General features: G+C 65.5%; 19 protein-coding genes and 1 pseudogene. 4 read left to right on the top strand and 16 right to left on the bottom strand.

What is annotated here, in order from left to right:
- The first annotated feature begins 74 nt into the window (after positions 1–74).
- Positions 75–488 (top strand): hypothetical protein, encoded by a 414-nt coding sequence (locus KI797_RS03170; RefSeq protein ID WP_226171407.1) that lies wholly within the window; start codon positions 75–77, stop codon positions 486–488.
- 40 nt (positions 489–528) lie between these two features.
- Here the strand turns inward: KI797_RS03170 and dmeF are convergent, their stop codons facing one another.
- Entirely contained in the window at positions 529–1,524 is a 996-nt protein-coding gene (dmeF, locus tag KI797_RS03165; RefSeq protein WP_226171406.1) for a CDF family Co(II)/Ni(II) efflux transporter DmeF, read from the bottom strand.
- 71 nt (positions 1,525–1,595) lie between these two features.
- On the opposite strand from dmeF, the gene KI797_RS03160 reads away from it, so the two are divergent.
- Complete coding sequence (locus KI797_RS03160; RefSeq protein ID WP_005326467.1) at positions 1,596–1,871, top strand: metal/formaldehyde-sensitive transcriptional repressor; 276 nt, start codon at positions 1,596–1,598, stop codon at positions 1,869–1,871.
- A 28-nt stretch (positions 1,872–1,899) separates the two neighbouring features.
- Here the strand turns inward: KI797_RS03160 and bcsC are convergent, their stop codons facing one another.
- The 8 genes and pseudogenes from bcsC to bcsG (KI797_RS20990) all read right to left on the bottom strand — a co-directional run.
- The gene (gene bcsC, locus KI797_RS03155; protein ID WP_226171403.1) at positions 1,900–5,343 is read right to left on the bottom strand and encodes a cellulose synthase complex outer membrane protein BcsC; all 3,444 of its coding nucleotides are present in this window, start codon (positions 5,341–5,343) and stop codon (positions 1,900–1,902) included.
- Entirely contained in the window at positions 5,328–6,437 is a 1,110-nt protein-coding gene (gene bcsZ, locus KI797_RS03150) for a cellulose synthase complex periplasmic endoglucanase BcsZ (RefSeq protein ID WP_226171401.1), read from the bottom strand. The genes bcsC and bcsZ overlap by 16 nt, the downstream gene beginning before the upstream one ends.
- A 3-nt stretch (positions 6,438–6,440) precedes the next feature.
- On the bottom strand, positions 6,441–8,666 hold the full coding sequence (gene bcsB / locus KI797_RS03145; RefSeq protein WP_226171398.1) for a cellulose biosynthesis cyclic di-GMP-binding regulatory protein BcsB: 2,226 nt from the start codon (positions 8,664–8,666) through the stop codon (positions 6,441–6,443).
- Positions 8,663–11,092, bottom strand: a complete 2,430-nt coding sequence (bcsA, locus tag KI797_RS03140) for a UDP-forming cellulose synthase catalytic subunit (protein WP_226172984.1) — start codon at positions 11,090–11,092, stop codon at positions 8,663–8,665. Before bcsA ends, bcsB begins: the two co-directional genes overlap by 4 nt.
- A 119-nt stretch (positions 11,093–11,211) precedes the next feature.
- Complete coding sequence (gene bcsQ, locus KI797_RS03135; protein ID WP_041206753.1) at positions 11,212–11,880, bottom strand: cellulose biosynthesis protein BcsQ; 669 nt, start codon at positions 11,878–11,880, stop codon at positions 11,212–11,214.
- Positions 11,877–12,107, bottom strand: coding sequence for a cellulose biosynthesis protein BcsR (bcsR, locus tag KI797_RS03130; RefSeq protein WP_226171395.1), 231 nt, complete (start codon positions 12,105–12,107; stop codon positions 11,877–11,879). Before bcsR ends, bcsQ begins: the two co-directional genes overlap by 4 nt.
- Positions 12,108–12,115: 8 nt before the next feature.
- The gene (gene bcsG / locus KI797_RS03125) at positions 12,116–13,432 is read right to left on the bottom strand and encodes a cellulose biosynthesis protein BcsG (protein WP_264160793.1); all 1,317 of its coding nucleotides are present in this window, start codon (positions 13,430–13,432) and stop codon (positions 12,116–12,118) included.
- Between the two features lie 118 nt (positions 13,433–13,550).
- Positions 13,551–13,763: pseudogene (gene bcsG, locus KI797_RS20990) on the bottom strand (cellulose biosynthesis protein BcsG); the annotation flags it as partial.
- Positions 13,764–14,158: 395 nt separating this feature from the next.
- Between bcsG (KI797_RS20990) and KI797_RS03120 the strand changes: the two are divergent.
- Together KI797_RS03120 and KI797_RS03115 are read left to right on the top strand one after the other, a co-directional pair.
- Positions 14,159–15,355, top strand: a complete 1,197-nt coding sequence (locus KI797_RS03120; RefSeq protein ID WP_226171392.1) for an amino acid aminotransferase — start codon at positions 14,159–14,161, stop codon at positions 15,353–15,355.
- 100 nt (positions 15,356–15,455) lie between these two features.
- Positions 15,456–16,382, top strand: a complete 927-nt coding sequence (locus KI797_RS03115) for a LysR family transcriptional regulator (RefSeq protein ID WP_226171389.1) — start codon at positions 15,456–15,458, stop codon at positions 16,380–16,382.
- Between the two features lie 12 nt (positions 16,383–16,394).
- On the opposite strand, the gene KI797_RS03110 is transcribed toward KI797_RS03115, so the two are convergent.
- From KI797_RS03110 to KI797_RS03080, 7 genes are all read right to left on the bottom strand, one after another.
- Positions 16,395–16,718, bottom strand: coding sequence for a DUF1820 family protein (locus KI797_RS03110; protein WP_005332629.1), 324 nt, complete (start codon positions 16,716–16,718; stop codon positions 16,395–16,397).
- A gap of 118 nt (positions 16,719–16,836) precedes the next feature.
- The gene (locus KI797_RS03105) at positions 16,837–17,739 is read right to left on the bottom strand and encodes a YjjW family glycine radical enzyme activase (RefSeq protein WP_226171387.1); all 903 of its coding nucleotides are present in this window, start codon (positions 17,737–17,739) and stop codon (positions 16,837–16,839) included.
- Positions 17,729–19,255 (bottom strand): YjjI family glycine radical enzyme, encoded by a 1,527-nt coding sequence (locus KI797_RS03100; RefSeq protein ID WP_226171385.1) that lies wholly within the window; start codon positions 19,253–19,255, stop codon positions 17,729–17,731. The genes KI797_RS03105 and KI797_RS03100 overlap by 11 nt, the downstream gene beginning before the upstream one ends.
- Positions 19,256–19,370: 115 nt before the next feature.
- On the bottom strand, positions 19,371–19,712 hold the full coding sequence (locus KI797_RS03095; protein WP_139751359.1) for an AzlD domain-containing protein: 342 nt from the start codon (positions 19,710–19,712) through the stop codon (positions 19,371–19,373).
- A gap of 2 nt (positions 19,713–19,714) precedes the next feature.
- On the bottom strand, positions 19,715–20,428 hold the full coding sequence (locus KI797_RS03090; protein WP_041206756.1) for an AzlC family ABC transporter permease: 714 nt from the start codon (positions 20,426–20,428) through the stop codon (positions 19,715–19,717).
- A 120-nt stretch (positions 20,429–20,548) separates the two neighbouring features.
- Positions 20,549–21,004, bottom strand: coding sequence for a L,D-transpeptidase family protein (locus tag KI797_RS03085; RefSeq protein ID WP_005332639.1), 456 nt, complete (start codon positions 21,002–21,004; stop codon positions 20,549–20,551).
- A 345-nt stretch (positions 21,005–21,349) separates the two neighbouring features.
- Positions 21,350–23,200 carry a M3 family metallopeptidase gene (locus tag KI797_RS03080; RefSeq protein WP_226171383.1) on the bottom strand — a complete coding sequence of 617 codons (1,851 nt, stop codon included), beginning with the start codon at positions 23,198–23,200 and terminating at the stop codon, positions 21,350–21,352.
- Positions 23,201–23,238 lie beyond the last annotated feature (38 nt).

Genomic DNA, 23,238 nt, shown 5'->3' with positions numbered 1-23,238 from the left:
ATACCAGCAGAACGACGGGTTCATGCCGGAAAAAATCAATTTCCGATCAAATGGATAGAAAGGAGTCATGACCTATGAAACGGATCGAGGAGCAGGCGAGGCGGCTGGATCAGGAGTATCAGGGGATTGCCCAGCTGTTTCACCAATTCTGTCAGCAGGCCGGGGGACTCGCCGAGCAGTATCACTTCTTCAGCTGGCCCGATTACGAAGAGACGCCGCCCCTCTGCCCGGCCTTCACCCTGCTGGGTGAGCCGCGCGAGCTGCGGCTGCGCTGTCAGCCCGGTGAGCGGGGAACCCTGATCGGCATCATCCAGATCCTGGATGACGAGGGAGCGACCCACGCCAGCCTGGGCTTTCGCGCCGACGGTCACCTGCTGCTGGAACCCGGCCGGCTGCTGGATGACCCACCAGGGCTGCTGCTCAAACTGATGCTGGGCTCGCTCTGGCAGGATCAGGCCAAGGGGGAACACGAGCGCCCGCCGCACTGAATCAAGGCCCCGGGGTAGGCTCCGGGCGCCATCCTACTCCCTATCCCTGAGCGATTTCGATGGTCAGGTGCACCAGCTCCTCGTGGATGGCGAGCCGTTCGCGGATCACCTGTGCCGGGATGGGGACCGCCATCCGCAAGGAGAGCACGGCCGCATATTGCACCTGCCCCACCCGCCAGACGTGAAGATCGCGGATCTCGGCGTCAGGCAGCTCGGCTATCACCTCGCGGATCTCCGCCACCAGGGGGGCGTCCATCTCCGCATCCAGCAACACGCGACCCGTGTCCCGCAGCAACCCCCGGGCCCAGACCGCCACCAGCACGGCCCCCACTATGCCCATCAGGGGATCCAGCCAGTCGGCTCCCCACAGCATGCCCCCCACCAGCGCGAAGATGGCCAGCACAGAGGTCGCCGCATCCGCCAGCACGTGAAGATAGGCGGCACGCAGGTTCAGATCCTGATGGCCGTGGTGGTGGTGACCATGATGGTCATGGTGGTCATGGTGGTCATGGTGGTCATGGTGGTCATGGTGGTCATGGTGGTCATGGTGGTCATGATGATGGCCGTGACCGTGGTGATGACCGTGATCGTCCTTGAGCAACCAGGCGCAGGCCAGGTTCACCAACAGGCCGCCGATGGCGATGCCGATGGCCTGCTGATAGTGGATAGGGCTGGGATCCAGCAGCCGGGCCACCGACTCAAACAGCATCAGACCCGCCACCCCCACCAGCAGCAGGGCGCTGCTGAAGCCTCCCAGCACCTCTATCTTCCAGGTACCGAAGCTGAATCTGTGATCCCGGGCGAAGTGACGGGCGGCACGATAGGCCACGACGGAGAGGCCGAGGGCCAGGGCGTGGGAGCTCATGTGCCAGCCATCCGCCAGCAGCGCCATGGAGTTGTAGAACCAGCCACCGCCGATTTCCGCCACCATCATGATGAGGGTGAGCAGCACGGCCCAACGGGTTTTCTGTTCGGCCAGCGGATTCCCTTCATGAACGACGGGTTGCTGGCAGTGGGATGAAGCGAGGGATGACATGAATTTCTCCTGAGAGCGACAATGCAATATACTATACCCCAGTATAGTTTTAATGCGCGAGAGGATCCTGTATGTCACACACGGTTCACGACAAGAAGAAGCTGCTGGCACGGGTCAGACGCATCAAGGGACAGACCGGCGCCCTGGAGAGTGCCCTGGAGCAGGAGACGGACTGCGCCGCCATCTTGCAGCAGATTGCCGCCATCCGCGGTGCCGTCAACGGCCTGATGCTGGAGGTGCTGGAAGGCCACATGCGCGAGCATCTGGGGGCGGCGGAAGCGACCCCGGCCGAGCGGCTGGAGGATCTGGATCAGGTGGTGAGGGTGCTGCGCTCCTATCTGAAATAAGGGCGCCCGAAGAAAACGGGCGCTCCTGTCAGTCGAAGTCCGCGTAGGGGGTCAACGGCCGGGGCGGCATGTCGAGATCCCCCTGCCAGGGCTTGAAGGTGTAGCGCAGGAAGAGGGTGGCATGGCTGGGGGCATAGTCATCCGCCTGCTGGATGTCGATCCGCCCGCCGATGCGCCAGTGCTCGGTCAGGCGGTGCTCCACCACGGCGTTCAGGGTATAGCCGAAGCCGCTGCTGCTGCCTCCCTGCACCGGCGCATTCCTGTCCGGCAGTCCGGTGGGCAACAGGCCTTCCAGCGGGTAGCGACGACTGTCGTCGGTTCGGGAGCGGGACCAGGATCCCGATCCCCCCAGCTCCCGTGACCAGTCCGGCGTGCGCTGCCGGTAGCTGACAGGCACCGAGAGCGAGAAGTACCCTTGCGGGCTGTAATAGCCCCCCTGCCCCAGGGTGTAGCCGCTCAGATCCTGCTGGTAATGCCACAGCATGGTGCTGAGCCCCACGCTGGCCCGGCGGTTCGTCTCGTTGATGAGCTTGTAGTAGCCGCCCCCCATGAGCCGGGTGCGCCAGTTGTCCGGCACGTTCTTGCCCGTCAGCAGGTGTTGCTGGGAGCTGCCCCAGAAGCCGACGGCGCCCCCCAGATCATGACTGAGATCGAGGCGAACCCCGTTCGCTCTCACCCCGCCCCAGCTGATGCCGGTCCCCGGATCCACCGTGCCCGCATAGGAGAGCAGCGAGCTGCTGACGGGTCGCCGGGAGAGGGTGAGCCCCCACCCCAGCTCGCGCCAGTCTCCCGTCACCGTCGCGCCGCCGACCCAGTCCACCACCTCGAAGCCGAGCGGTGTAGTGCCGAGATCGAAGGCCCAGGCCCCCTTGTGCCAGCCCGCCGCCAGGGTGGTGCCCCGGCTCTGCTGATGTTCCTGCCCACTGCAATCACGGGCGGCGCAGGTGCCGAACTCCTCCCGGTAGGGAGAGGCCGGCAGCCGGCCCGCATCCATGTCCACCAGCTCGAGGCGGCCAAAGGCGGTGCCGCCAGCCAGGGGGGTATCCAGTTGCACCATCTGGGTCAGGGCCCGCAGATCGGAGACGCCGCCGGTACCGCTGGAACCCCAGTAGTCGCTGTCGAGGGAGACAGTGGTCTGCTGCTGTCGATAGTGACTGTCCAGATCCCCGCGCAGCCCGGAGGCCAGCCAGTCTTCGCCGTCACGGCTGCGGGCGAGCGCGGTCAGGGCGCCCTCATCCAGATCCTCGCGGGGAGAGAGGCCCGCCGCCACCAGCCCCTTGCGATCCCGCGCCAGGGCCCCCTCGGCGTCGCCGGTGGCGAAGCGCTGACGGGCGGCATCCCGCCAGAACAGGGCCGTCTGCTGGGAGGCCGGCTGCGTCGACACCAGGGGTTCGTAGCCGGTGAAGATGGCCCGCGCCGTCTCCCCCTCCCCCAGCGCCTGGTACAGGTTTGCCACCCGGCGGTAGTAGTTGAACTCGTCCGCCGGCAGCGGGCTGACCGGCCAGGCCGGCAGCCAGTGGCGAGCTTCAGCCACATCTCCCCTGGTCTGGGCCAGCTCAGCCATGCCAAGCCTGGCCTCGGGCTGCTGCGGCGCGTGCGCCAGCACCGCGCGGTAATGGCGCTCTGCCCCGGCGACATCCCCCCGCTCCGCGGCCCAGCCCGCCAGCATCAGGGTCACCTCGTCATCGGGCTGCAACGGCTGCAGCAGGCGCTCGGCGCCCGCCTCATCCCCCTGCTGGTGCAGTTGCCTGGCGTTGGCCAGCAGCTCGCCACGGGCGAGGCGGCGATCCAGTTCCTGCATGTCAGCCGACCAACGCGCAGCCGGCACTTCGGCCAGCACGGCGCGGGCCTGGGATGACTGATCCTGCCCCGACAGGTAGAGGGCAGTAGCGTAGCGCAGGCTGTCGTTCTGTGGCTGCGCCGCCAGCCGCCCCCGCAGCAACCGCTCCCCGCCAGCAACATCCCCGAGACGGGCCTGGGTGGCGGCGACCCGATAGGCCAGCCAGACATCATCCGGCAGCAGCCGCAGCGCCTCCTGGCGTTGGGTCAGGGCCTGGGGCAGCTTGCCGGCCTTGTCGAGCTGATCGGCCTGCTCCTGCAACAGCTCGGCCTTGAGCCGCTTGCCCTCGGCCTGCAGGGCTGCACTCCCGTGTTGATCCAGCAGGGCCAGTGCCCGCGCCGGATCCTGCCCCTTGTAGAGATCGAACAGCCGGGCCAGGGCCCGATCACGAGCGCCCGGCATGGCGAAGGCCTTCTGATAGGCGAGCTCGGCCTCGCCGTCGCGATGACGGCCCCGCTCGCTGTCTCCCAATCCGATCCAAGCTTCCGGCTCCTTGCCATCCAGGGCGATGGCGCTGCGATAGCGGGTCGCCGCCGCCTCCCATTGCTGCTGCGCCAGGGCCTGGGAACCCTGGTTGACCAGCAGCCAGTAGCGGTTGGTGGCCAGCAGGCTGGCCCACTTGTCCTTGTCGGTCACATCGGGATGGCGCAGCACCCGCTCGAACTGGGTGATGGCGAGCGCGCGCTGATCGTTGCGGGAATAGGCCTGACCCAGGGCTCCCATGAGTTCGGGATCCCCGGGATTGACGGCGAGGGCCCGCTGCAGCTCGGTGATGGTGGCCCCGCCGCTGGCGCTACGGGCCAGCGCCAGCTGACGGGAGCGATAGGCCGGAGAGGCCCACTGCGCTTCCCGGATCGCGAGCAGCGCCTCGGCCTTGTCGGCCTCCATCTCGGTACTGAAGAGGGGGATGTATTGCTTCAATTCGTCGATGCTCTGGGGGCCGACCGGCATGGCCTCGATGTCAGCGAGCCAGATCGCGGCCGCCTCCCCGCGGCTGTTGTCATCCTGCGCCATCTCGCGCAGTAGCCCCAGAGCCTGCTGGCGCCGCCCGTCGGCCAGGTAGTGGCGGACCAGCCCGCTGCGCACCCGTGGCTCACCCGGATATTGCCGGTTCAGGCTCTCCAGCGTCGCCATGCCCTTTGCCTTCATGGCGGGGATGCGCATCTGCAGCAGGGCATATTCCACCGCCACCTCGAGATTGGGGGGCCGGTCCCCCGCGAACAGGCTTCGATAGAGACGTTCAGCCTCCTCCAGTCGACCGGCGCTGGTCAGCAGCCTCGCCTGTTGCAACTGCTGGCGCCGGGCCGGATCGCTCAGGGCGAGATTGGCCATGCCCTGGCGATAGAGCGCAGAGTCGGGATCCTGCTTGCCGAGCCGGGCGAGCAACTCCCCGGCCTCCCTGGTCTTGCCCTGACGCAAGGCCTGGCGCGCCTGGGCCGCCAGCAGTTCCGGGTGATTGGGCTCCACCAGGGAGAGGGAGTAGAGACTGTTGCTGACGAGATCCTCCCGCCCGCGGGCCTCCCCGATCCGGACCTGCTCCAGCAACCACGACACCGGTTGCACCGCCCCCTGAGCCAGGGTGCCGCCCATCAGGCCGACGAGCAGGCAACCCAGGGTCAATCTGCTTGGCATGACTCGCTCCAGCGTGGTTGCAGGGTGCCGTCCGCGGCGAAGCGATAGCGACCCTGATCCCAGCCTGCGCCAAACAGGGTCAGGACGCTGCCGTAATAGGCGTCGGCCTGTTCGCCGTGCTGCTTCACCTGCTCACGCAGGGTGGCCAGCATCGGTTGCCCCTGGGAGAGGGGCAGCAGGGCGGCGGCAAAGCCGACCGGTCCCCGCCCCTGAGTCTGGCCGCTCCGGGTGTCGACCCGCTCGGGGACGGCGCCAAGGGCCGCCGTGCTCTCCAGCATGGGGGTGAAGTGTGCCACCAGGGGCGCCTTGGCGGGATCCTCGTCGTTCAGCATGCCGAGCCAGAGGTAGACGCGGATGGCGTCATAGCTGCCCTGGGGGCCTTTGTCCGTCGTCACCTGCCACCCCTTCTCCCCCTGCCAGTCAACCCAGTCGGGGGCAAAGCCCAGGGGGGCACTCTCCTGCAGCAGCCTCGGCAGTTGCCCACGCATCTCACGCCAGGGCCCCTGCAGCGCCGCGAAGCGGGCCAGCAACTGGGGCGGCAGGTAGCTCGGGTTCAGGGTCCAGCGCCCCTCCCCCGTATAGCCGTGGGCGCCGGGCAGCAGCACGGGGCCGAGACCGGGGACGGTGGCGACCTCCTCCCGGGCGATGCGCCGCAACAGCAGGGTGCCGATGGATTCGTAGCTGTGGTTGTCCCAAAGACGGCCCGCCTCGAGCAGGCTGTAGGCTATCCAGAGATCCGAGTCGGACGCGCTGTTCTCGTCCAGCACGCCCCAGCTGCCATCTTCTCGCTGACCCCAGAGCCAGGAGGGCAGGAAGCCGGTCAGATCCCCGCGGGCGAGCCGCCGCTCGGTCCAGTTGAGCAGACGGGCGAAGGTCTCCCTGTCGTTGTTGACCAAAGCGAAGAAGAGGCCGTAGCTCTGGCCCTCGGAGGTGGTGATCCGCCGACCGTCGGCAGGGTCGATCACTCTCCCCTCCTCGCTGATGTAGTGCTGGCGAAAATAGTCCCACTCGGGCCAGTCACAAGCCGCCAGGGCAGGCAGGGTACACAGGGCCCAGAGCAGCAGGGCGCCACAGGCATTTTTCATCTGAGTCATCTCTTAGTCTTCCTTCAGGCGGCGACGGCTGGCACCGGCCAGCAGCACCCGCAGGCCCCAGCCCAGCACCAGCATGCAGAGCAGCGTCAGTCCGGCAAGGCGCAGCGGATACTCGGCAAACAGTTGCCAGATGCGCTCCCACCAGGGCAGATAGCCCACCTCATAACGATCCCCGACCGCCAGACTCTTCACTCCGGACTCCCGGATAAAGGCCACCGACCCCGCGACCTGGCCACGCAGGGTGGTGTTTTGCAGGGTGTCGTTAAGCAGCTTGACCCCCGCCGGGCCGTCGGCCAGCAGGGCTACCAGGCTGCGTTGCTCGTGGGTCGGCGACTGCAGACCCAGGATGACGGCGATGGCGCGGTTGCCGGTCATGCCGACCCTGGCCTGAGGCTGGCGATCGGCCATGCTGTGCAGCAGATCCCCCTGATGCTGGCGAGTCGGCTCGTTGACCCAGCTGCGGGTGGACTGCAGCAGGGCATCTGGCGCCAGATCCCCCTGAAACTCCTCAGGCAGGGTGCCGATGAGCAGGGTATCCAGATCGGCGGTGCGGGCCTGCTCCCAATCATCCAGGACTCGCAGGGAGAGGGCCGGATAACCGGTCTCGGCCCCGATGGCACCCACGGCATCGAGCAGGGTAGTGATCTGCGCCGGGTGCGGCCTGGCGGGCATGACCACCTGGCTGTCGGCGAGATCCGCCATCCGGCTGAACGGGAAGCCCGCATAGGCGAAGGCCCTGAGGTTCGGCATCTCGATGAAGTGGCGATAGCCGGTGAAGTCGATGGTTGAGCCCTCATCGATGCGCACCTGATGGGCGGGGGGCATCACCAGATCGCAGCGACCGTCCTCATTCCCCCCCATCATCTCCCTGGCATATTCAAACGAGAAGCTCAGGCTGTTGGCCTGAGTGGTCTTGAGCCCGGGCATGCGCAGCGCCGTGGCATCGTTATCGGCGGCGAACCAGAGCGGCAGGGTGAGCAACTGCTCACTCTTGGCCTCACCCGGTTCGAGCGGGAACGACTTCATGAACTGGCCGTTGACCGCCACGTCCAGGCGGGAACCATCTCGCCGGGTCGGCGCCGTATTGTGGTACTTGAGTTCCGTCTTGATGCCATTGGCACCCAGCAGATAGAGATCCGGCGGCAGACGCAGCGTCAGGTTCATGAGCCAGAGCCGGCTGCCCGTGGCCTGCAGCTGGCCCGGATAATCCGTCAGCTCGTCGAACCGCATCTTGCGATCGAGCCGCACCCAGTTGGGGGCATCATAAGGCTGGCGCGGAGCCAGTGGCTTCACCTCGTCCACCAGCACGCTCTGACCCCGCAGCAGCACCTCTCCCTGGGCCAGCCCCCTGGCCGCAGTCAGCAGATCCTGCTGATCCCGTCCCAGGATCAGCAGCAGCTTCACATAGGGGTTGTCGGGGGAGCTGATCATGTCGATGGTGGGCCCCTTCACCTTGGGGTAGTCGACCAGGAAATCGGGACGCGCGTCATTGGTGGCGAAGATCACCCCGTTGCGATCCGGCAACTGGTTGATGAGCACGGGGAAGTGCTGACCCCGCCACTGCGCCTTGGTACCGAACCAGGACGCCAGCACGGCCGCCGCCTGCTGCTGCAGGAGCGGAACAGTGCCGCTGAACACCATGGGCAGGATCAGCTTGCCATCGTCCCGCACGTCGAGGAACGGCATGGGGAAGAAGGAGAGTTCATTGCGCACCGGCAGGGTCTGCAGCTGCAGGTTCAGCTTGCTGTCCCGGTTGACGTTGAGCCACAGGGTATCGCTCGCCGGGTTCTCGCACACCTTCTGGTAATGGCCGACGAAGCTCACCTTGATCCGGTTGAAATCCTTGGCGTAGCGCGGATCCAGCTCGATGCGGGCATGGGTACGCTCCCCCATCTGCGCCTTGGTGAGGGCGGTAACCCCCATCAGCTCGTCATTGAGGTAGACCTTGATCTGGGAGAGCAGCGGCAACAAGGAGGGGGACGGGGTGAAGTCGAGATCCAGGCTGGCCCGGGTGACCACCTCGTCCCGCCGCACGGTGAAGTCCGCCTGGCCGTCCGGTGCGTTGCCGCGCAGGGAGAGGGTGCCCGGGGTCGAGGACATCTGTTCGAAACTCAGCGCCTGACTGCGCACCGGCGCGGGCACGGGTGGCAGGGGGCCGCTGGCCTCGGCGGCCAGCGCACTCTGCGTCATCAGCAGCAGAGGGACAAGGTAGCGTTGTGGTTTCATCATCCTTTCACTGTCTGTGTGGTCGGAGCCCCGGACCGGAAACCCGGCGAGACGCGACGTGGAACGAAAGAGAGCAGCCAGCGAACCAGCTTCTCAAGCAGGATACAAACAAACCCTATGGGTGAGGCGCGCGCCAGGCGCCAGTAAGCCCCCCAGCCGAGCTGCGTGATGTCGAGCAGGCTGTGGAGCGGACGATCCTTGCCGAGGCGCTGCTGCCACAGGGACCAGGTGTCGGCCCGGGCAAAGGTGCACTGGATGAAGGCGATGTGTTCGGTCTGATCCATGGGCGCCAGCTCCAGCCCCAGCTTGCGGCCGAACACCCGCTGCACCTTGGCGGCGAAGGCCTGCTCCCGCTGGCCATTGCGCAGCAGCAACCAGACCCTGTCCTTGTCGGCCAGGGGCAGGGGATCCTCGAGCAGGACACCCACCCCGCCATTGGAGTAGTCCTTGACGGTGCAGGGGTAGAGGTGGCCGTTGGCCAGCTTGATGGCCGCCGGCATCACCATCTCCACCCTGGGGTTGGTGCGCACCTGACGCGACTCGAACGCCACCGCCAGAGCCCCCCCCAGTATGGTCATGTTGTAGAGGGTCCACAGCATGCTGAGGATCAGGGTCAACACCTCGTCGGCCGGGCCGGTGGCGATGCGCCAGATGCCAAAGCCCAACCCGCACAGGTTGAGCAGGATCAGGATCAGATAGGGCCTGGAGACCGCCAGATCCAGATACACCTCCTCCGTCATGCCCCCCTTGGCGGTGACGTTGAACTTGCCCTTGTGGGGTGCAAACAGTGCCACCGTGGTCGGCCGGGCTATGTACCAGGCCAGCACCGTCTCGTAGACCTCGCCCCAGAAGGAGTGGCGCACCTTGCCCTGCAACCGGGAGTTGGTCAGGGCGCTGTGGAAGATGTGCGGCAGCATGTAGAGGGCGATGGCCGCCGCCGGGGCGTAGATGATGTAGGCGTGCAGGATCAGAAAGGCGAGCGGCGCCGTCAGGAAGATGAGACGCGGTATGCCCGACAGGAAGTGCAGCATGGCGTTGAAGTAGCAGAGCCGCTGCCCCAGGTTGAGCCCCTTGCCAAACAGGGGGTTGTCCAGGCGCAGGATCTGCACCATGCCACGCGCCCAGCGGATGCGCTGCCCGATGTGGGCGGAGAGACTCTCGGTGGCCAGCCCCGCCGCCAGGGGGATGCGGATATAGGCGGAGGTGTAGCCAAGGCGGTGCAGCCGCAGCGAGGTGTGGGCATCCTCGGTGACCGTCTCCACCGCGATGCCGCCGATCTCGTCCAGCGCCGAGCGCTTGATGACGGCGCAGGAGCCGCAGAAGAAGCTGGCGTCCCACATGTCGTTGCCATCCTGCACCAGACCGTAGAAGAGAGCCCCCTCGTTCGGCATCTTGCGAAACCGCTGCAGGTTGTGCTCGAACGGATCGGCGGAGAAGAAGTGATGGGGGGTCTGCACCACCCCGAGCCTGGGATCCCGGTAAAACCAGCCCACCGTCATCTGCAGGAAGGAGCGGGTTGGCAGGTGATCACAGTCGAAGATGGCGACCAGATCCCCGCTCGCCTGCCTGAGCGCGTAGTTGATATTGCCAGCCTTGGCGTGCTCGTGGGTCGGCCGCGCCACATAGCGGATCCCCGCCCCTTCGGCAAATTCGCGAAACGACTCCCGGCCCCCGTCATCGAGCAGCCAGATGGTCAGCTTGTCAGCGGGCCAGTCGAGCCCCATGGCGGCATAGACGGTGCCCTTGACGATGGCGAGATCCTCGTTGTAGGTGGGGGTCATCAGGTCAACCCTGGGCCACTGGGCCGGGTCCGCCGGCAGGGGCGCCGGCGGGCGGTGCAGCGGCCAGGCCGTCTGCCAGTAGCCAAGCAGCAGCACCACCCAGGCATAGGTCTCGGCGGCCAGCAGCAAGAGACCACAGGTGAGGCTGAGGGGATCGAACCAGTCCAGGGTGGAGGTGTAGCGCCACCAGATGTAGCGGCAGGAGACGGTGAGGGAGAGCACCATCATCATCAACATGGGGTAGCGGCCCGGCACGGCGCGCAAAATGAAGGCCATGGCGGCCAGTAGCAGAACGAAGACCAGCTGAGCCTGCAGGGTGAAGGGCTGGGTAATGCAGAGCAGGGAGAGGATGCCTGCCACCGCGCAGAGCAGCACGCTCTTCCAGCGCGCCTCGCGGGGGGTGGCCCTGGCCGCCGCCAGCCCCCTCTCCTCCTGCCGAATCAGCAGGGTGCCGAGAGCCTGGGTGCCCCATTGCCAGGCCCGTTGCCAGGAGGCGGGCCAGTGCAGGGGGATGGGCTCGGGGCGGCGCACTATGAGCCAGAGGCTCTGCAACAGGATGCGCAGGGGATCCCCGACGCGGGGCCGGGCCAGCTGGGAATAGAGACTCTGGGCGTGGCCCAGCACCCACTGCCAGCCATGGCGCTCCAGGGGGAAGAGGGTCTAGGCCAGCAGCCACACCAGGGTCAGACCGGCAGACCCCAGCCGGGAGCCGCCCTGGCGGCGCAGTGCCTGGTAGCGCTGGGAGCACCAGAGGCCCGCCGTCGGGGTCAGCATGGGTCGGCGCCCTCGATGTCCAGGCACCAGCAGGCCAGGGCGGTCAGCTCGTGGGCGATCAGACTGGTGGGAGCATAGCGACCCACCGGCTGCTTGGCGGCCATGGCCTCGGCCATCGCCTCGTCCCGATGCAGACGCAGCCCGAGCAGGGGCAACCCGCCCGCCTGCCAGAGATCCAGCAAATCCTGTTGCAGGGCACGGCGGCTGGTGAACTGGGTCACCAGCAATCGCTCCCCATCCTCCCAGACATGGCGGTAGAGACGCACATGGCAGTTGGCGTCGGCGTTGACTATGGTCAAACGCTTGCAGGGCAGCCCGGGCAACTGGCCCATGGGCAGATCCAGCAGCACCAGATCATAGCCCTCGATGGCCTGCAGCCAGGCCCCTGCCGATGTCCCCTGCTGGCCGCCATGGGGCAGCAGATCCAGCCCCTCCTCATAGTGATAGAGTGCCGAACGCCACTCCCGCGTCGGGTCCGCCAGCCGGCTCCAGCCTCTGGGGTCGTCATGGGACAGGCCCAGGTGGATGCCAAGCAGGTTGTCATGACACAGATCCACCGCCAGCACCCGGGCACCCTGCTCCCGGGCCGCCAGCGCCAGGCCGGCGACCAGAGAGGTGGTGCCCACACCGCCACGGATCCCCTGCAACGCGACAAGGTTCATGCTGACCTCCCTGCGTCCGGCGCTGCCGGCCCTCTCAGGTCCAGCTCCGCCAGCAGCGGGAAGCGCTCACGCAGGGCGATGAGCCGCTCCCGGAACGCGATGTCCTGGTAGGAGAGATTGACGCCGAAGGCCTGCTGCACCATGGCCACGTCGCTCATCATGCCGCCTTCTACCGGCACCCCGAAGGGGGCCTGCGTCGCGGGTCGCCGCTCACTCTGCACGTCCACCTCCGGTGTCATTGGGGATAGGGGACCCAATCCCCCTGCCCCAGCTTGATGTGGAACTGGTTCTGATACTCGAGCACGACAGCCCCCTGGTTTTCCGAGACCGAGGGGGTCTCTGGCAGGCCGCTCAGCAGTGCATCCCAGTCGATGGTGTCAGTGCCAAACACGTTGCCCCCCACTAGCCGGGACACCAGCTCGGACACCGCCAGGAAACTGCTGGGCGTGTCGATGTTGCGGGTTGCCTCGTGCTGCGCCCGGGTCCCTAGCAAGGCGACACCGACGGGCACCCGAGTGATGCTCGGGCTGGGAATGTCCCGCAGCCCGGACATCTGCATCCTGTCGCCGGCCAGCGCGGCCCCGTGCTCAGGCACCACCACCACAGCCACCTTGCGACCGGATTGCTCCAGCGTCGTCATGAAGTCATCCAGCTGATCCAGCAGGGTCTTGAGCCTGGCCTTGTAGGGCGCTACCTGGCGGGTGGCCGCGTAGCGGTTGCCGTCGTGCAGTGCGATCAGGTTGAAGAAGGTCATGTTGCGCGTCGCCTGGTTCTTCTCTCGCTCACTCAGCCAGCGCCCGAACAGGGCATCATCCCGATAGATGGGTTCCCCATCGAAGGAGGCGAGATCATGGGCCAGCCCCTCCTTGCCCATGGGCGTGATGTCCAGCCCGGCGTACTGCTGCAGATCCTTCAGGTAGTTGCCAAAGGCCCCCGAGTGATCCATGGCGATCTGCTTGTCAAAACCGAGCCGGGCCAGGTTGTCGAACAGCAGGCACTGGCTGGGGGCCGTCACATAGAGCCCCTGGTGGCTGGTCTGCCCGCAACTGGCTCGCAGCAGACGGATGGAGCTTGGTCCGCTGTAGGAGGTCGCGGAGTTGAAGTGGTTGAAACGAATGTCGAAATGGCGCCAGACCGGGTGTTCGGTCAGGCCGCTGGCCTCCACGTCGCTCCAGGCCAGGGAGCAGATGTTGATGATCAGCAGATCGAATGGCGTCGCGTCGGCCGGCAGGGCGCTCGGGAAGCGCACCAGACGATCCTGCTCTTCCCGGTAGAAGTCGTCGAGATAGGTGTTGAGGTTCTCGTTGGTCGGCGGGGCGCTCTGATCCAGCTGCTCCGTCATCGACACCTGCCGTGGTGTGGACCCGGGTTGAGGGGAGGTGACCGTGCTGGCCGCCACCGCATCCCGGGAGGCAAAGGGATCACCCACCAGGGGAGAGAGCCATAACCAGAGCAGGGCAAGCAGGATCCAGGGAGTGAAGCGCAGCCACTGGGCGATGAACAGATACAGGGTCAGCATCACGAAACCGGCGCCGACCATCTCCCAGTTGATGAAGCGCCCGAGCAGCTCCAGCCAGTAATCCAGGGTGAAGGAGAAGACCTGCCCCCCCCTGGGCGCGAATGCTCTCTATCCCCGGCAGCCAGGTGTCGTGATAGAAGATCCCCACGCCGATGGGCAGCGCCAGCCAGTGCCGGATGCGCCGCAGCCCCGCACTGGGCAGGGGAAAGATCAGGAAGGCGGCAAACACCAGATTGATCAGGGGGTGGAAATTGAGGTAACCCGTCCAGAGCAGGGCGAACTTGGCAAGGAAATAGATATTCCAGCCACCCAGGCCGTGCCAGTCCAGCCAGGGGGAAGTGGCATTAGAAATGTCTCGAGTCATCGGCGATGGGTCACCCGTTATAGTGGGGCCCCGCAACGGGACCCAGGCACACTGCCATGGTTGTCAGAAAAAACTCTATTTATTATGCAACTAATCACTTATCTCAGGTGGCCCCACATGAGATCTGGGTGACCGGGTGACCTTCATGCCCGAGTACCATATTCACGGTATATGTTATCCAGTTGACACTATAAAAGGCACCCTCTGCGGCCAAAAGGGGGTGATTAATTTTATGGCTGGCATATTCTTCATGGGCGGCCGGGCCCTCTTGCTACGACAACAACTGTCATCCTTGCTGCCATGTCGAACAACTTGAGGCCACTTCCAGATTACGCCATGATAACGGCCCCGGCCCCGGGCCGGCGAAATTGGACAGTCAACTTCAAGGACCCCCCATGTTTGAACACGTCGATGCCTATGCTGGCGACCCCATACTGACGCTCGTCGAAACCTTCCACAAAGACACCCGCGAGCAGAAGGTGAACCTGGGGATCGGCCTCTATTACGACGAGCAGGGGCGCATTCCGCTGCTGCCCTCGGTGCAGCAGGCCGAAGCCCAGCGCGCCGCCGCCCCCGCGCCGCGCCCCTATCAGCCGATGGAAGGGGCCGCCAACTACTGCAGCGCGGTGCAGCACCTGCTGTTTGGTGCCGACCACGAGGCGGTCAGGGCGGGTCGCATCGCCACCATCCAGACCATAGGTGGCTCGGGCGCGCTGAAGATCGGTGCCGATCTGCTCAAGCGCTACTTCCCGACCTCGGAGGTGTGGGTCAGCAATCCCACCTGGGACAACCACAAGGCGATGTTCGAAGGCGCCGGCATCAAGGTGCACGACTACCCCTACTACGATGCGGCCACCGGCGGCGTGCAGTTTGACGCCATGATCGACTGCCTGAGCAGCCTGCCGGCGAAAAGCATCGTGCTGCTTCACCCCTGCTGCCACAACCCGACCGGGGTGGATCTCTCCCGCGCCCAGTGGGACCAGGTGATCGCGCTGGTGGTCGAGAAGAACCTGATCCCCTTTATGGACATCGCCTATCAGGGCTTCGGCGACGGGCTGGAAGAGGATGCCTACGCCATTCGCGCCATGGTGGCCGCCGGCGTCAGCTTCTTCGTCAGCAACTCGTTTTCCAAGAACCTCTCCTTCTACGGCGAGCGTTGTGGCGGCCTGTCGGTCATCTGCCAGGATGCCGAAGAGGCGAGCCGGGTACTGGGTCAGATGAAGGCCACCGTGCGCCGCAACTACTCCAGCCCCCCCACCCACGGCGGCCAGATCACTGCGGCGGTGATGAGCCAGCCCGAGCTGTACGCCATGTGGGTTGGCGAGGTGACCGAGATGCGTACCCGCATCAAGGCGATGCGCCAGAAGCTCTACGAGGTGCTGAGTGCCAAGGTGCCGGGCCGCGACTTCAGCTACTTCATCAGCCAGCGCGGCATGTTCAGCTACACCGGCTTCACCCCTGAGCAGGTGGATCGCCTGCGCGAGGAGTTCGCCGTCTATCTGGTGCGCTCCGGTCGCATGTGCGTGGCGGGCCTCAACAGCCGCAACGTCGACTACGTGGCGGACGCCATGGCCGCCGTGCTCAAGGGGTAATCCCCATGCCCCGCTCAAGCGGGGCTTTTTGTTTGTTCCGTCTGGAGGGGCAGACGTTCCCCTCATCCTCGCCCGCACGGGCTTCATCCCGGGAGGTTTTATGGATCTCATCGCGCTCTCACGCCTCGGCGGCCGTCATCTGGTGACCCTGCACCTGCTGCTGGATACCCAGAGCGTCACCCGCAGCGCCGAGCGGCTCTGCACCACCCCCTCCACCGTCAGCAAGACCCTCAACCAGTTGCGGGATCTGCTCGGCGATCAGCTGCTCTATCGCCAGGGCAACCAGCTGTTGCTGACCCCGTTCGCTGAGCGGCTTGGCCCCAGCCTGCGCCGGCTGCTGAGCGAGCTGAACGGCCTCACCAGTCCGGAGGGCTTCAACCCCGCCAGCTGGCAGGGGGAGCTGAATCTGGCGATGCGGGAAAGCAGCATGATCTGGCCCATAGGGCCCGTGCTGGGGAAGTTGATGCAGGAGGTGCCCGGGCTGGTGCCCGTCATCTGGAACAAGGATCAGCAGGGACTGGCGGCACTGGCGGCGGGCAAGCTCGACTTCGTGATCCTGCCCCACGACCAGAGCCAGCCCCTGCCCAGCCAGCCTGGCCTGGTATGGGAGACGTTGCGGGAAGACAAGCTGGTCTGCCTGCTGCGGGACGATCACCCGGCGTTGGCCGGGCCCTGGGATCTGGATGCTTACTTAAGCTGGCGCCATGTCGTCATTCGCGACAGCGAGCTGGCCGACCCCTTCTTCGAGCAGAGCCTGGCCCAGCGTCAGGTACGACGCCAGATCGGTGCCACCCTGCCGGACTTTGGCAGTGCTGCCGCCCTGCTGCGCCAGAGCGATCTCATCCTCACCGCCATCGACGGCTGGGCCGGGCAGGCCAGGCCGTCCGGGCTGGTGAGCCGGCCCGTCCCGTTCGACTACGGCGCCGTGACCCACAGCCTGGTGTGGTACGGCCCCCTGGGAGAAGATCCCGCCCTGCACTGGTTCCGCCTGCGGATCCTGCAGCTCGCACGGGAGCTGAGTACCTAGTACCCGGGCGGCTCAGGGCTTCTTGGTGTAGATGGGGCTCGGGAAGGAGGCAACGTTGCTGCCCAGATCCGTGATGCGGGCAGCCCCCTGCTTGCGCACCTGATCGATGCGCAGCACCTGGTGCATGGGGATCAGGGTGCGGTTGACGTCGGCAAACTCACTCTTGAGCTTCTCATGGCTGGGATCGACGATGAGCGCCGTGTGGTTGTCCCACACGAAGTTCGCTATCTCGATGAAGCCGAACAGCTGGCCCTGATTCACCTCCTTGACATAGACCTCGTAACGCTCGTTGTGACAAATAAACTGCACTCGATATAAGGCGTTGGTTTCACTCATGGGTATCTGTTGATGATGGGCGGTTTTCCCATTCTAGCCGCCACTTTCCGCGCACCAAATAGACAGACATCACAGTTGCGTCATATCGGGACTCAGGAGGAAAAACATGCCGGCCTCGTCACAATGGCGGCAGGGAGATTGGGCCAAATCCTTTCACCTTCAATGCGTTGGACAGCCCATCCAGCTCGTCCATGGCAGCCTCCTGCCAGCCTGTCGCCTCCCCGCGCACCCCGTGATGGCGAAAGCCGTTGAGACGAATGGGGACGGGCCCCAGGCTTTGCAGAAAGCTGGCCAGGCCCCCCTCCAGCTTGCCATCGGCATCGATGAAATCAGTGCGCCCCGGTACATGGAGCAGCCGCACTTCCGCCAGCTTGCCCGCCCGCGCAAGCAGTTGCAGCGAGGCCAGCACCCGCTCGCGGCCCTGACCGGTGAGCGCCTGGTGCGCCGATTCGCACCACCCCTTGAGATCGATCATGGCGCCGTCCAGCACCGGCAGCAGCCGCTGCCAGCCCGTTTCGCCAAGGGATCCGTTGCTGTCCAGCAGGCAGCTCAGGTGGGCCAGATCCGGCGCCCCCTTGATGGCCGCAAACAGGTCGATCACGAACGGCAGCTGGGTGGTCGCCTCGCCGCCGGAGACTGTGATGCCGGTGAGCAGCGGGCCGTAGCGACGCAGCAGGGTCAGCACCTCGACCACCGACATCTGGTGGGTCTTGGGGCTGGCGCTGCGGGGGCAGGCATCCAGGCAGCGGTCGCAGTGGGTGCAGAGCGACGCCTGCCAGCGCACTCGGCTCTCGCCAGGACGACCCTCGACGAGCGTCAGGGCCCCGCTCGGGCAGCCGGGCACGCAGTCGCCACAGTGATCGCACAGCCCTATGGTGTGGGGGTTGTGACAGCCAGGGCAGCGAAAGTTGCACCCTTGCAGGAAGAGCACCAGCCGGTTGCCCGGCCCGTCCACGCAGGAGAAGGGCAACCAGCGACTGACCGTCGCCGTGCGCCCCACCTTGTCATCTTCAGTAGTCACGCAGGCTTGCCTCAAGGCCCAGCACCCGCGGCGCCCGCTGGCGGATCCCGGTCAACTCGCTCGCCTCGGCGCCGAGGCAGGTGGTCTGCAACCGCGACCCTTCGGCGGCGAAGCGGGCCAGGTCGCTCTTGCGGATCATGTAGCCGGTCACCCGCACCAGATCGCTGTCCGCCACATTGGCGCTGAATTCGCGCATGCCGAGGGCGAAGGCCCCCTTGCAGAGCTGCAGCAGCGCCTGCGGGTTCTGGCGTATGGTGGGATCCAGGGTCAGGATCTCGCTGATCCCGGAGTGGTAGTAGCCGTGGTGCGGGGCCAGGGCCAGCAGGTGGCTGGCGGGATCCGGCTCCTCCCCATAAGGGATGCGCACCCCGGGGGTGACCCCCTGGTCCAGGCTGAGCCCGCCCTGGGAGTGCAGCAGGGCACGCCCGCCCCAGGCATGGTGCTGGGGCCGGGCCGTCACCCAGGCCGAAAGCCGGGCCGAGATGCGATGGCCGAGCTGGTTGGCCCCCTCGTCATGGCCATAGCGCCCGGGCAGCCCCGTTTTATCCATCAGCAAGTTCACCGCCTCCGCCATGCCAAAGATGCCGAACATGGGGACGAAACGCGCCTCCTCGAACAAGCCCTCCTCCACCAGGAAGCTGGCGAAGAAACCGGACTCTTGGTGCAGGAAGGCGGTCCTTGCCTCGATGAGCCGGGAGGCCTGCTCGCAGTAATGGGGCAGCCAGCGCGTCATGAACTCCTCGAGGTCGGCGCTCTGCTCGGCCATCCCCTTGAGGGAGAGGCGCACCAGGGTATTGGCGCCGCCCCCGAGCGGCAGGGCGTTGTAGCAGCTGACGATGCCAAAGCCGCGCTCATCGAAGGTATCCCTGTGGATCGGGTAATTGACTATGTGGGGCTTGCCGCACTGGGCTATGTTCTGCACCCCCTGCATCAGCAGACTGTCCGGGGTCGATACGGGATCGTGAAACAGGCTGAGGTTCGGCGCCACCTGCTTGAGTTCGCCGTCGATGCGCAGGATCAGGCGGCAGATCCTGCTGTCATCCGGGCCTATGTTGACGTGCATGAAGGCATCCGGCAGCACCCTGTCCAGGTAGATCCAGAACCCCTTCAGCTTGCGGTACAGCGTCTCGTCATCCAGCTCCCCGACGAAGGGCAGCAGCAGGTGATCGAGGCGCCCCAACCAGACCGGCATGCCAGTGACTGAGGGCACATGGTGATAGAGGATGCGCAGGGCATCGAGTGCCTCGTCGAAATCCTGTGGCGGCGCCAGCTCCAGCCAGGGGGAGCCCTGGCGCAGGAACTTCTCGTAGTCCGGCAGCACATAGCGTGGCTTGTAGGGGGCATGTCCCTCGAACATGTCGCACAGCACCCCTTGCGCCATCGCCTCGGTCACCTCGGCAGGCAGCGCTGGATAGGGCAGTGCATTCTCGGCGGCGAGCGCCAGGGCATGGCTCTCCTGAGCGGGTGAGAGCAGGGGGTCGCGCACTATGCGCTGACAGGTTTCGGTGAAAGACATGGGGAGCTCCTTGGCGGACAGTCCCTAAATCCTCACACTCGAGAGGTCTTTTTTAAAGTGACATTCACAACATAACGGATGTTTGATAGAGACATCCGTTATGTTGGATCACGACTCAACCCAACCAGGGCAGCAGCGCCGCCAGTCCCCCCTGCCAACGCAACAGGAAAAAGCACCCCATACCGACCACCACCACCACCAGGGTCGGCAGGCGCAGCAGGGTCAGCGCGGTCACCAGCAGGGTGGCGGCCAGGTAGTCCGGATCCCAGTCCAGCCCCTTGCCTGGCTTATAGCTGAAGACGATGGGCAGCCAGATGGCGGTCAGCACCGACTGGGCCGAGAAGCTGAGGAAGGCCCCCATCTCGGCACCGGGCTGATAGCGGGTCAGCCGCGAGAAGAAGGCGAAGCGGTTGAAAAAGGTGATCAGGGCCAGCAGGCCAATCATCAGCCAGCCCATGGTCATCTCCTCATCCGGTGCAATACATAGCCCACCACCATGCCGGCCAGGGCCGAGATGATGATGTGGATCTCCGCCAGCAGCGGCTTGGTGAGCAGTGCTGTGCCGCCGCTCACCACAGTCGCCGCCACCATGGGCAGGTTCTTCATGGCGGGGATCGTCATGGCGATGAAGGTGGCGGCGATGGCAAAGTCCAGCCCCATCTTGTCCAGCCCCTCGATGTACTGGCCGGCGGCGATGCCGAGCAGGGTCGCCAGGTTCCAGAACAGGTAGAACACGAAGCCCGCGATCAGGGCATAGGCGGGGTTGAAGACGCCGTGGCGCTCCCTGTCTTTCAGTGCCACCGCGAACATCTCGTCGGTCAGGAAGAAGGCGAGGCTGGCGCGCCAGCGCAGAGAGAGCGGCAGCACGTCCCGGCGGAAGGTGAAGCCGTAGAGCAGATGCTGGGAGGTGATGACCATGGTGGAACCCATGATGGGCAGCAGGGGAGTGCCCGCCCCGAACAAGGTGGTGGCCGAGAGCTGGGCGGCACCTGCATAGACCAGCAGCGACATCAGCTGGGCCTGCACCGGGCTCAGGCCCGCCTGCAACGCCAGGGCGCCACACAGTATCCCCCAGGGGATCACGGAAATGGAGAGGGGGAGAATATCCAGGGTGGCGCGCCACCAGAGCACACCCGTGCGCTCGGGCACGGGGAGGCTCGTTCCTGACATCATGGGATCATCCTTGTGACTGCCAACGCGAACCGGAAAAACTAGCACGGTGCGGGATGGACTGTCACGCCATCCAGGGAGGAAATAAAACGCCCGCTGGGCAGCGGGCGTGAGGGGCGAGGATCAGGGCTCGATGATGATGGGGGTGCCGGGCTCGACGGCGTTCCAGATCTCGTCCATCTCGTGGTTGAGCACGGCGATGCAACCATTGGTCCAGTTGGACGGCTGCACCCTGCGATCCCCCATACGGTTGAGCTGACCGTGGATCATGATCATGCCGCCCGGGCGCACTCCCAGCTCATTGGCACGCTTGATGTCGTCCAGATTCGGGTAGTTGATGTGGATAGCCTTGTAGAAGCCGGAATTGCTCTTCTTGTAGTCGAGGGTGTAGCGCCCTTCCGGGGTACGCTGATCCCCTTCCTGCAGCTTGTGCCCCTTGGGAGCCGGACCCAGGGCGACCCAATAGCGTTTGACCGGCTTGCCATCCTTCATCAGGGTCAGGCTATAACTCGACTTCTTGACCACCACCATGTCGGCGGACAGGGTGGCAAAACTCAATGCGGGCCACAGCCCCAGCAAACACAACAATACGGCTCTCAATTTCCATCCCTCGACAAGCCTTCAGGGCTTTGTATTTAGCTAATCATCTGAATGTCGCCACTCTCTGGCGGCGAGCGAGCGCCATGATATGGGATCGCCGTGAATACTCAATATATCCAGAGAAACATATCTGTGACCCGCCTCACCAGCGCTCAGCCAAAGCCTCTGCGCATCACCATAATTAATAGTCAAAACAGATAGATGGCGCAAAAAACAGGCACATCTTGCGCCGCGGCAAAGATCCCGCCCCGCCTGACCAAGCTTGCTTCCTGCTGAAATGAACAAGCCCTGCCGAGGGGCAGGGCTTGATGGTGGAGGAGCGCCTCACAGGGCGGCGGAGGACTCACGCTGATAATGCTGGCGGATCCAGGCCTCGAAGTCGGCCAGCATGCGGCTCTCCGACTCGAGGTTGTCGGCTATCAGCTCGGCGCCGTGCATCACCCGGATGTGGGCGTCGAGCGGCGTCCCCTCTCCTGCCGGTGGGCGCTGGCGCGCCGCCGCCATGCAGGCTGCGGCCGTCGCCCACGCCTGCGCCACACTCTGGTTGCACGCCTCGGCCAGGGGAGCGGCACTGAAGCCTTCGCCAGTGAGGCTCCTGAGCGTCTCGTCATGAGTCATGCCGTTGCCCGGCCCCCAGTAGTGGGCGGCCAGATCCGGCCCGATGCGCGGGTTGTCGGTGAGGTAGCCGTCGCGCCCCAGGAAGTAGGCGCGGGTCTGTTCCACCGCCATCAGCGCCAGCAGGTAGCCATGATAGGCGCAGGCCGACTCCTGGTTGAGCAGGTGCGGAATGGCGAGCAGCGGGCGCGGGCTCTCCACTCCCAGGATGGTGCGCTCCCAGCGCCGGGCCAGTGCCAGCACCGCCTCGGGAGTGCGCTCACTGTCTGCCATGGCGTAGAGATCCCGTTCGAAGTAGGCCACCAGCGCAATCTGGCGCTCGTTGAAGGCGCGAAACGGCTGGCGCGCCTCGATCATCGCCTTGATGAGCTCGTCGGGAATCGCCTCCCCCTCCCCATTCCTGGCATAGCCCTTGAGCCAGTCCGCGTCATCCAGCAGGCTGTCGCAGAACATGGACTGGGTCTCGGCATAGGCCATGGAAGTGGGCGGAAACTCCTGGGAGAAGCAGGGCGCGTTGCCGGTGACATTGGCAAAGTGCGCCGCATGGCCCCCTTCGTGGAACAGGGTGTTGAGGCCGCTCCAGCCGCTGCCCACCTGGGCCGGATCCGCCAGGCTGGTGAAGTTGACCACGGCGGGCACCCACTCCCCCTCCTGCCAGAAGCTCGGCACCGGGCCGTGGCAGAAACCGTTCTCGTATTTCCCCTCCCGGGTCAGCAGATCCAGGGTGAGGGTGGCACCGCGATACTGGATGCCGAGGCGGCGGAAGCTCTCGACCCAATCCTGCAGCGCCCGGGAGAAGGGCACATAAGGGTCGAGCTGGCGAGTCACGTCGCCACTCACGCTGTAGCGCAGGTTGTGGGGCAGTAGCGCCGCCTCTCCCTTGGCGGCTTTCAGCTCCGCCAGGCTCTGGTGTACCCGCTGTTCAGTGCGGCTGATAAAGTCATCGAGCACGGCGAACAGCTGCTCCGGGCTCATCTGCTCGTTCTTGTGCACCTTGTAGTCGAAGTAGTCCCGATAACCCATGGCCCGGGCGAAGCGGTTGCGCAGGGCTACCACCTCGAGGAAGCCGTTGCCGACCACCCACTGCTCCAGGGTGTGGAACATGGCGAGCGCACTCTGGCGCACCGCCTCGTCGGCACTGGCGGCCAGCGCCGTGCTGGCGGCGGGCAGACTGCCGGCCACCTGGCGGCCCTGCTCGTCCAGCAAAGTCAGTTTCAACCCCTTGCGGCGGGTAAAGAGATCCGCCTCGGCGACCACCAGCTCGTCCATCAGGGCGGCGGCGGCCGGATCCTCGATGACGTTGCACTCGAAGAAGGCCACCCAGCCCGCCAGGCCGCGCCTGAGAGCGGGCTCCTCAGCCTGGGCCTGCATCTCCCGCAATGCGGGCAGCCTGGCCGGATCGGCGCAGAACGCCTTGTAGGCCTGCTCGGCGGCGGTGAAACCGGCCTGATCGTCGCTGGTACCCATGTAGGTGGACCAGAACAGATCCTCCTTGCGCCTGTGTACCCTCAGGTAGTCGGCGTTGAGCTGGTTCAAGTAATTCCTGGCAATGGAACTCATAAATTCCCTCTTTTTATGGGGTCACCCACAGGGGTGCC

The sequence above is a fragment of the Aeromonas media genome (assembly GCF_020423125.1).
Classification (GTDB): Bacteria; Pseudomonadota; Gammaproteobacteria; order Enterobacterales; family Aeromonadaceae; genus Aeromonas; species Aeromonas media.
Note: the sequence above shows the minus strand (reverse complement) of the source record. Positions and strands in the feature narration are given on the sequence as shown.

Coding starts and splice junctions, on each gene's coding strand:
- KI797_RS03095 (WP_139751359.1), bottom strand. CDS start 19,712: ATGGGCTGGCTGATGATTGGCCTGCTGGCCCTGATCACCTTTTTCAAC.
- bcsC (WP_226171403.1), bottom strand. CDS start 5,343: ATGCCAAGCAGATTGACCCTGGGTTGCCTGCTCGTCGGCCTGATGGGC.
- KI797_RS03110 (WP_005332629.1), bottom strand. CDS start 16,718: ATGAGTGAAACCAACGCCTTATATCGAGTGCAGTTTATTTGTCACAAC.
- bcsZ (WP_226171401.1), bottom strand. CDS start 6,437: ATGACTCAGATGAAAAATGCCTGTGGCGCCCTGCTGCTCTGGGCCCTG.
- dmeF (WP_226171406.1), bottom strand. CDS start 1,524: ATGTCATCCCTCGCTTCATCCCACTGCCAGCAACCCGTCGTTCATGAA.
- KI797_RS03100 (WP_226171385.1), bottom strand. CDS start 19,255: ATGTCTTTCACCGAAACCTGTCAGCGCATAGTGCGCGACCCCCTGCTC.
- KI797_RS03115 (WP_226171389.1), top strand. CDS start 15,456: ATGGATCTCATCGCGCTCTCACGCCTCGGCGGCCGTCATCTGGTGACC.
- KI797_RS03120 (WP_226171392.1), top strand. CDS start 14,159: ATGTTTGAACACGTCGATGCCTATGCTGGCGACCCCATACTGACGCTC.
- KI797_RS03170 (WP_226171407.1), top strand. CDS start 75: ATGAAACGGATCGAGGAGCAGGCGAGGCGGCTGGATCAGGAGTATCAG.
- KI797_RS03080 (WP_226171383.1), bottom strand. CDS start 23,200: ATGAGTTCCATTGCCAGGAATTACTTGAACCAGCTCAACGCCGACTAC.
- KI797_RS03160 (WP_005326467.1), top strand. CDS start 1,596: ATGTCACACACGGTTCACGACAAGAAGAAGCTGCTGGCACGGGTCAGA.
- bcsQ (WP_041206753.1), bottom strand. CDS start 11,880: ATGAACCTTGTCGCGTTGCAGGGGATCCGTGGCGGTGTGGGCACCACC.
- KI797_RS03090 (WP_041206756.1), bottom strand. CDS start 20,428: ATGATGTCAGGAACGAGCCTCCCCGTGCCCGAGCGCACGGGTGTGCTC.
- bcsB (WP_226171398.1), bottom strand. CDS start 8,666: ATGATGAAACCACAACGCTACCTTGTCCCTCTGCTGCTGATGACGCAG.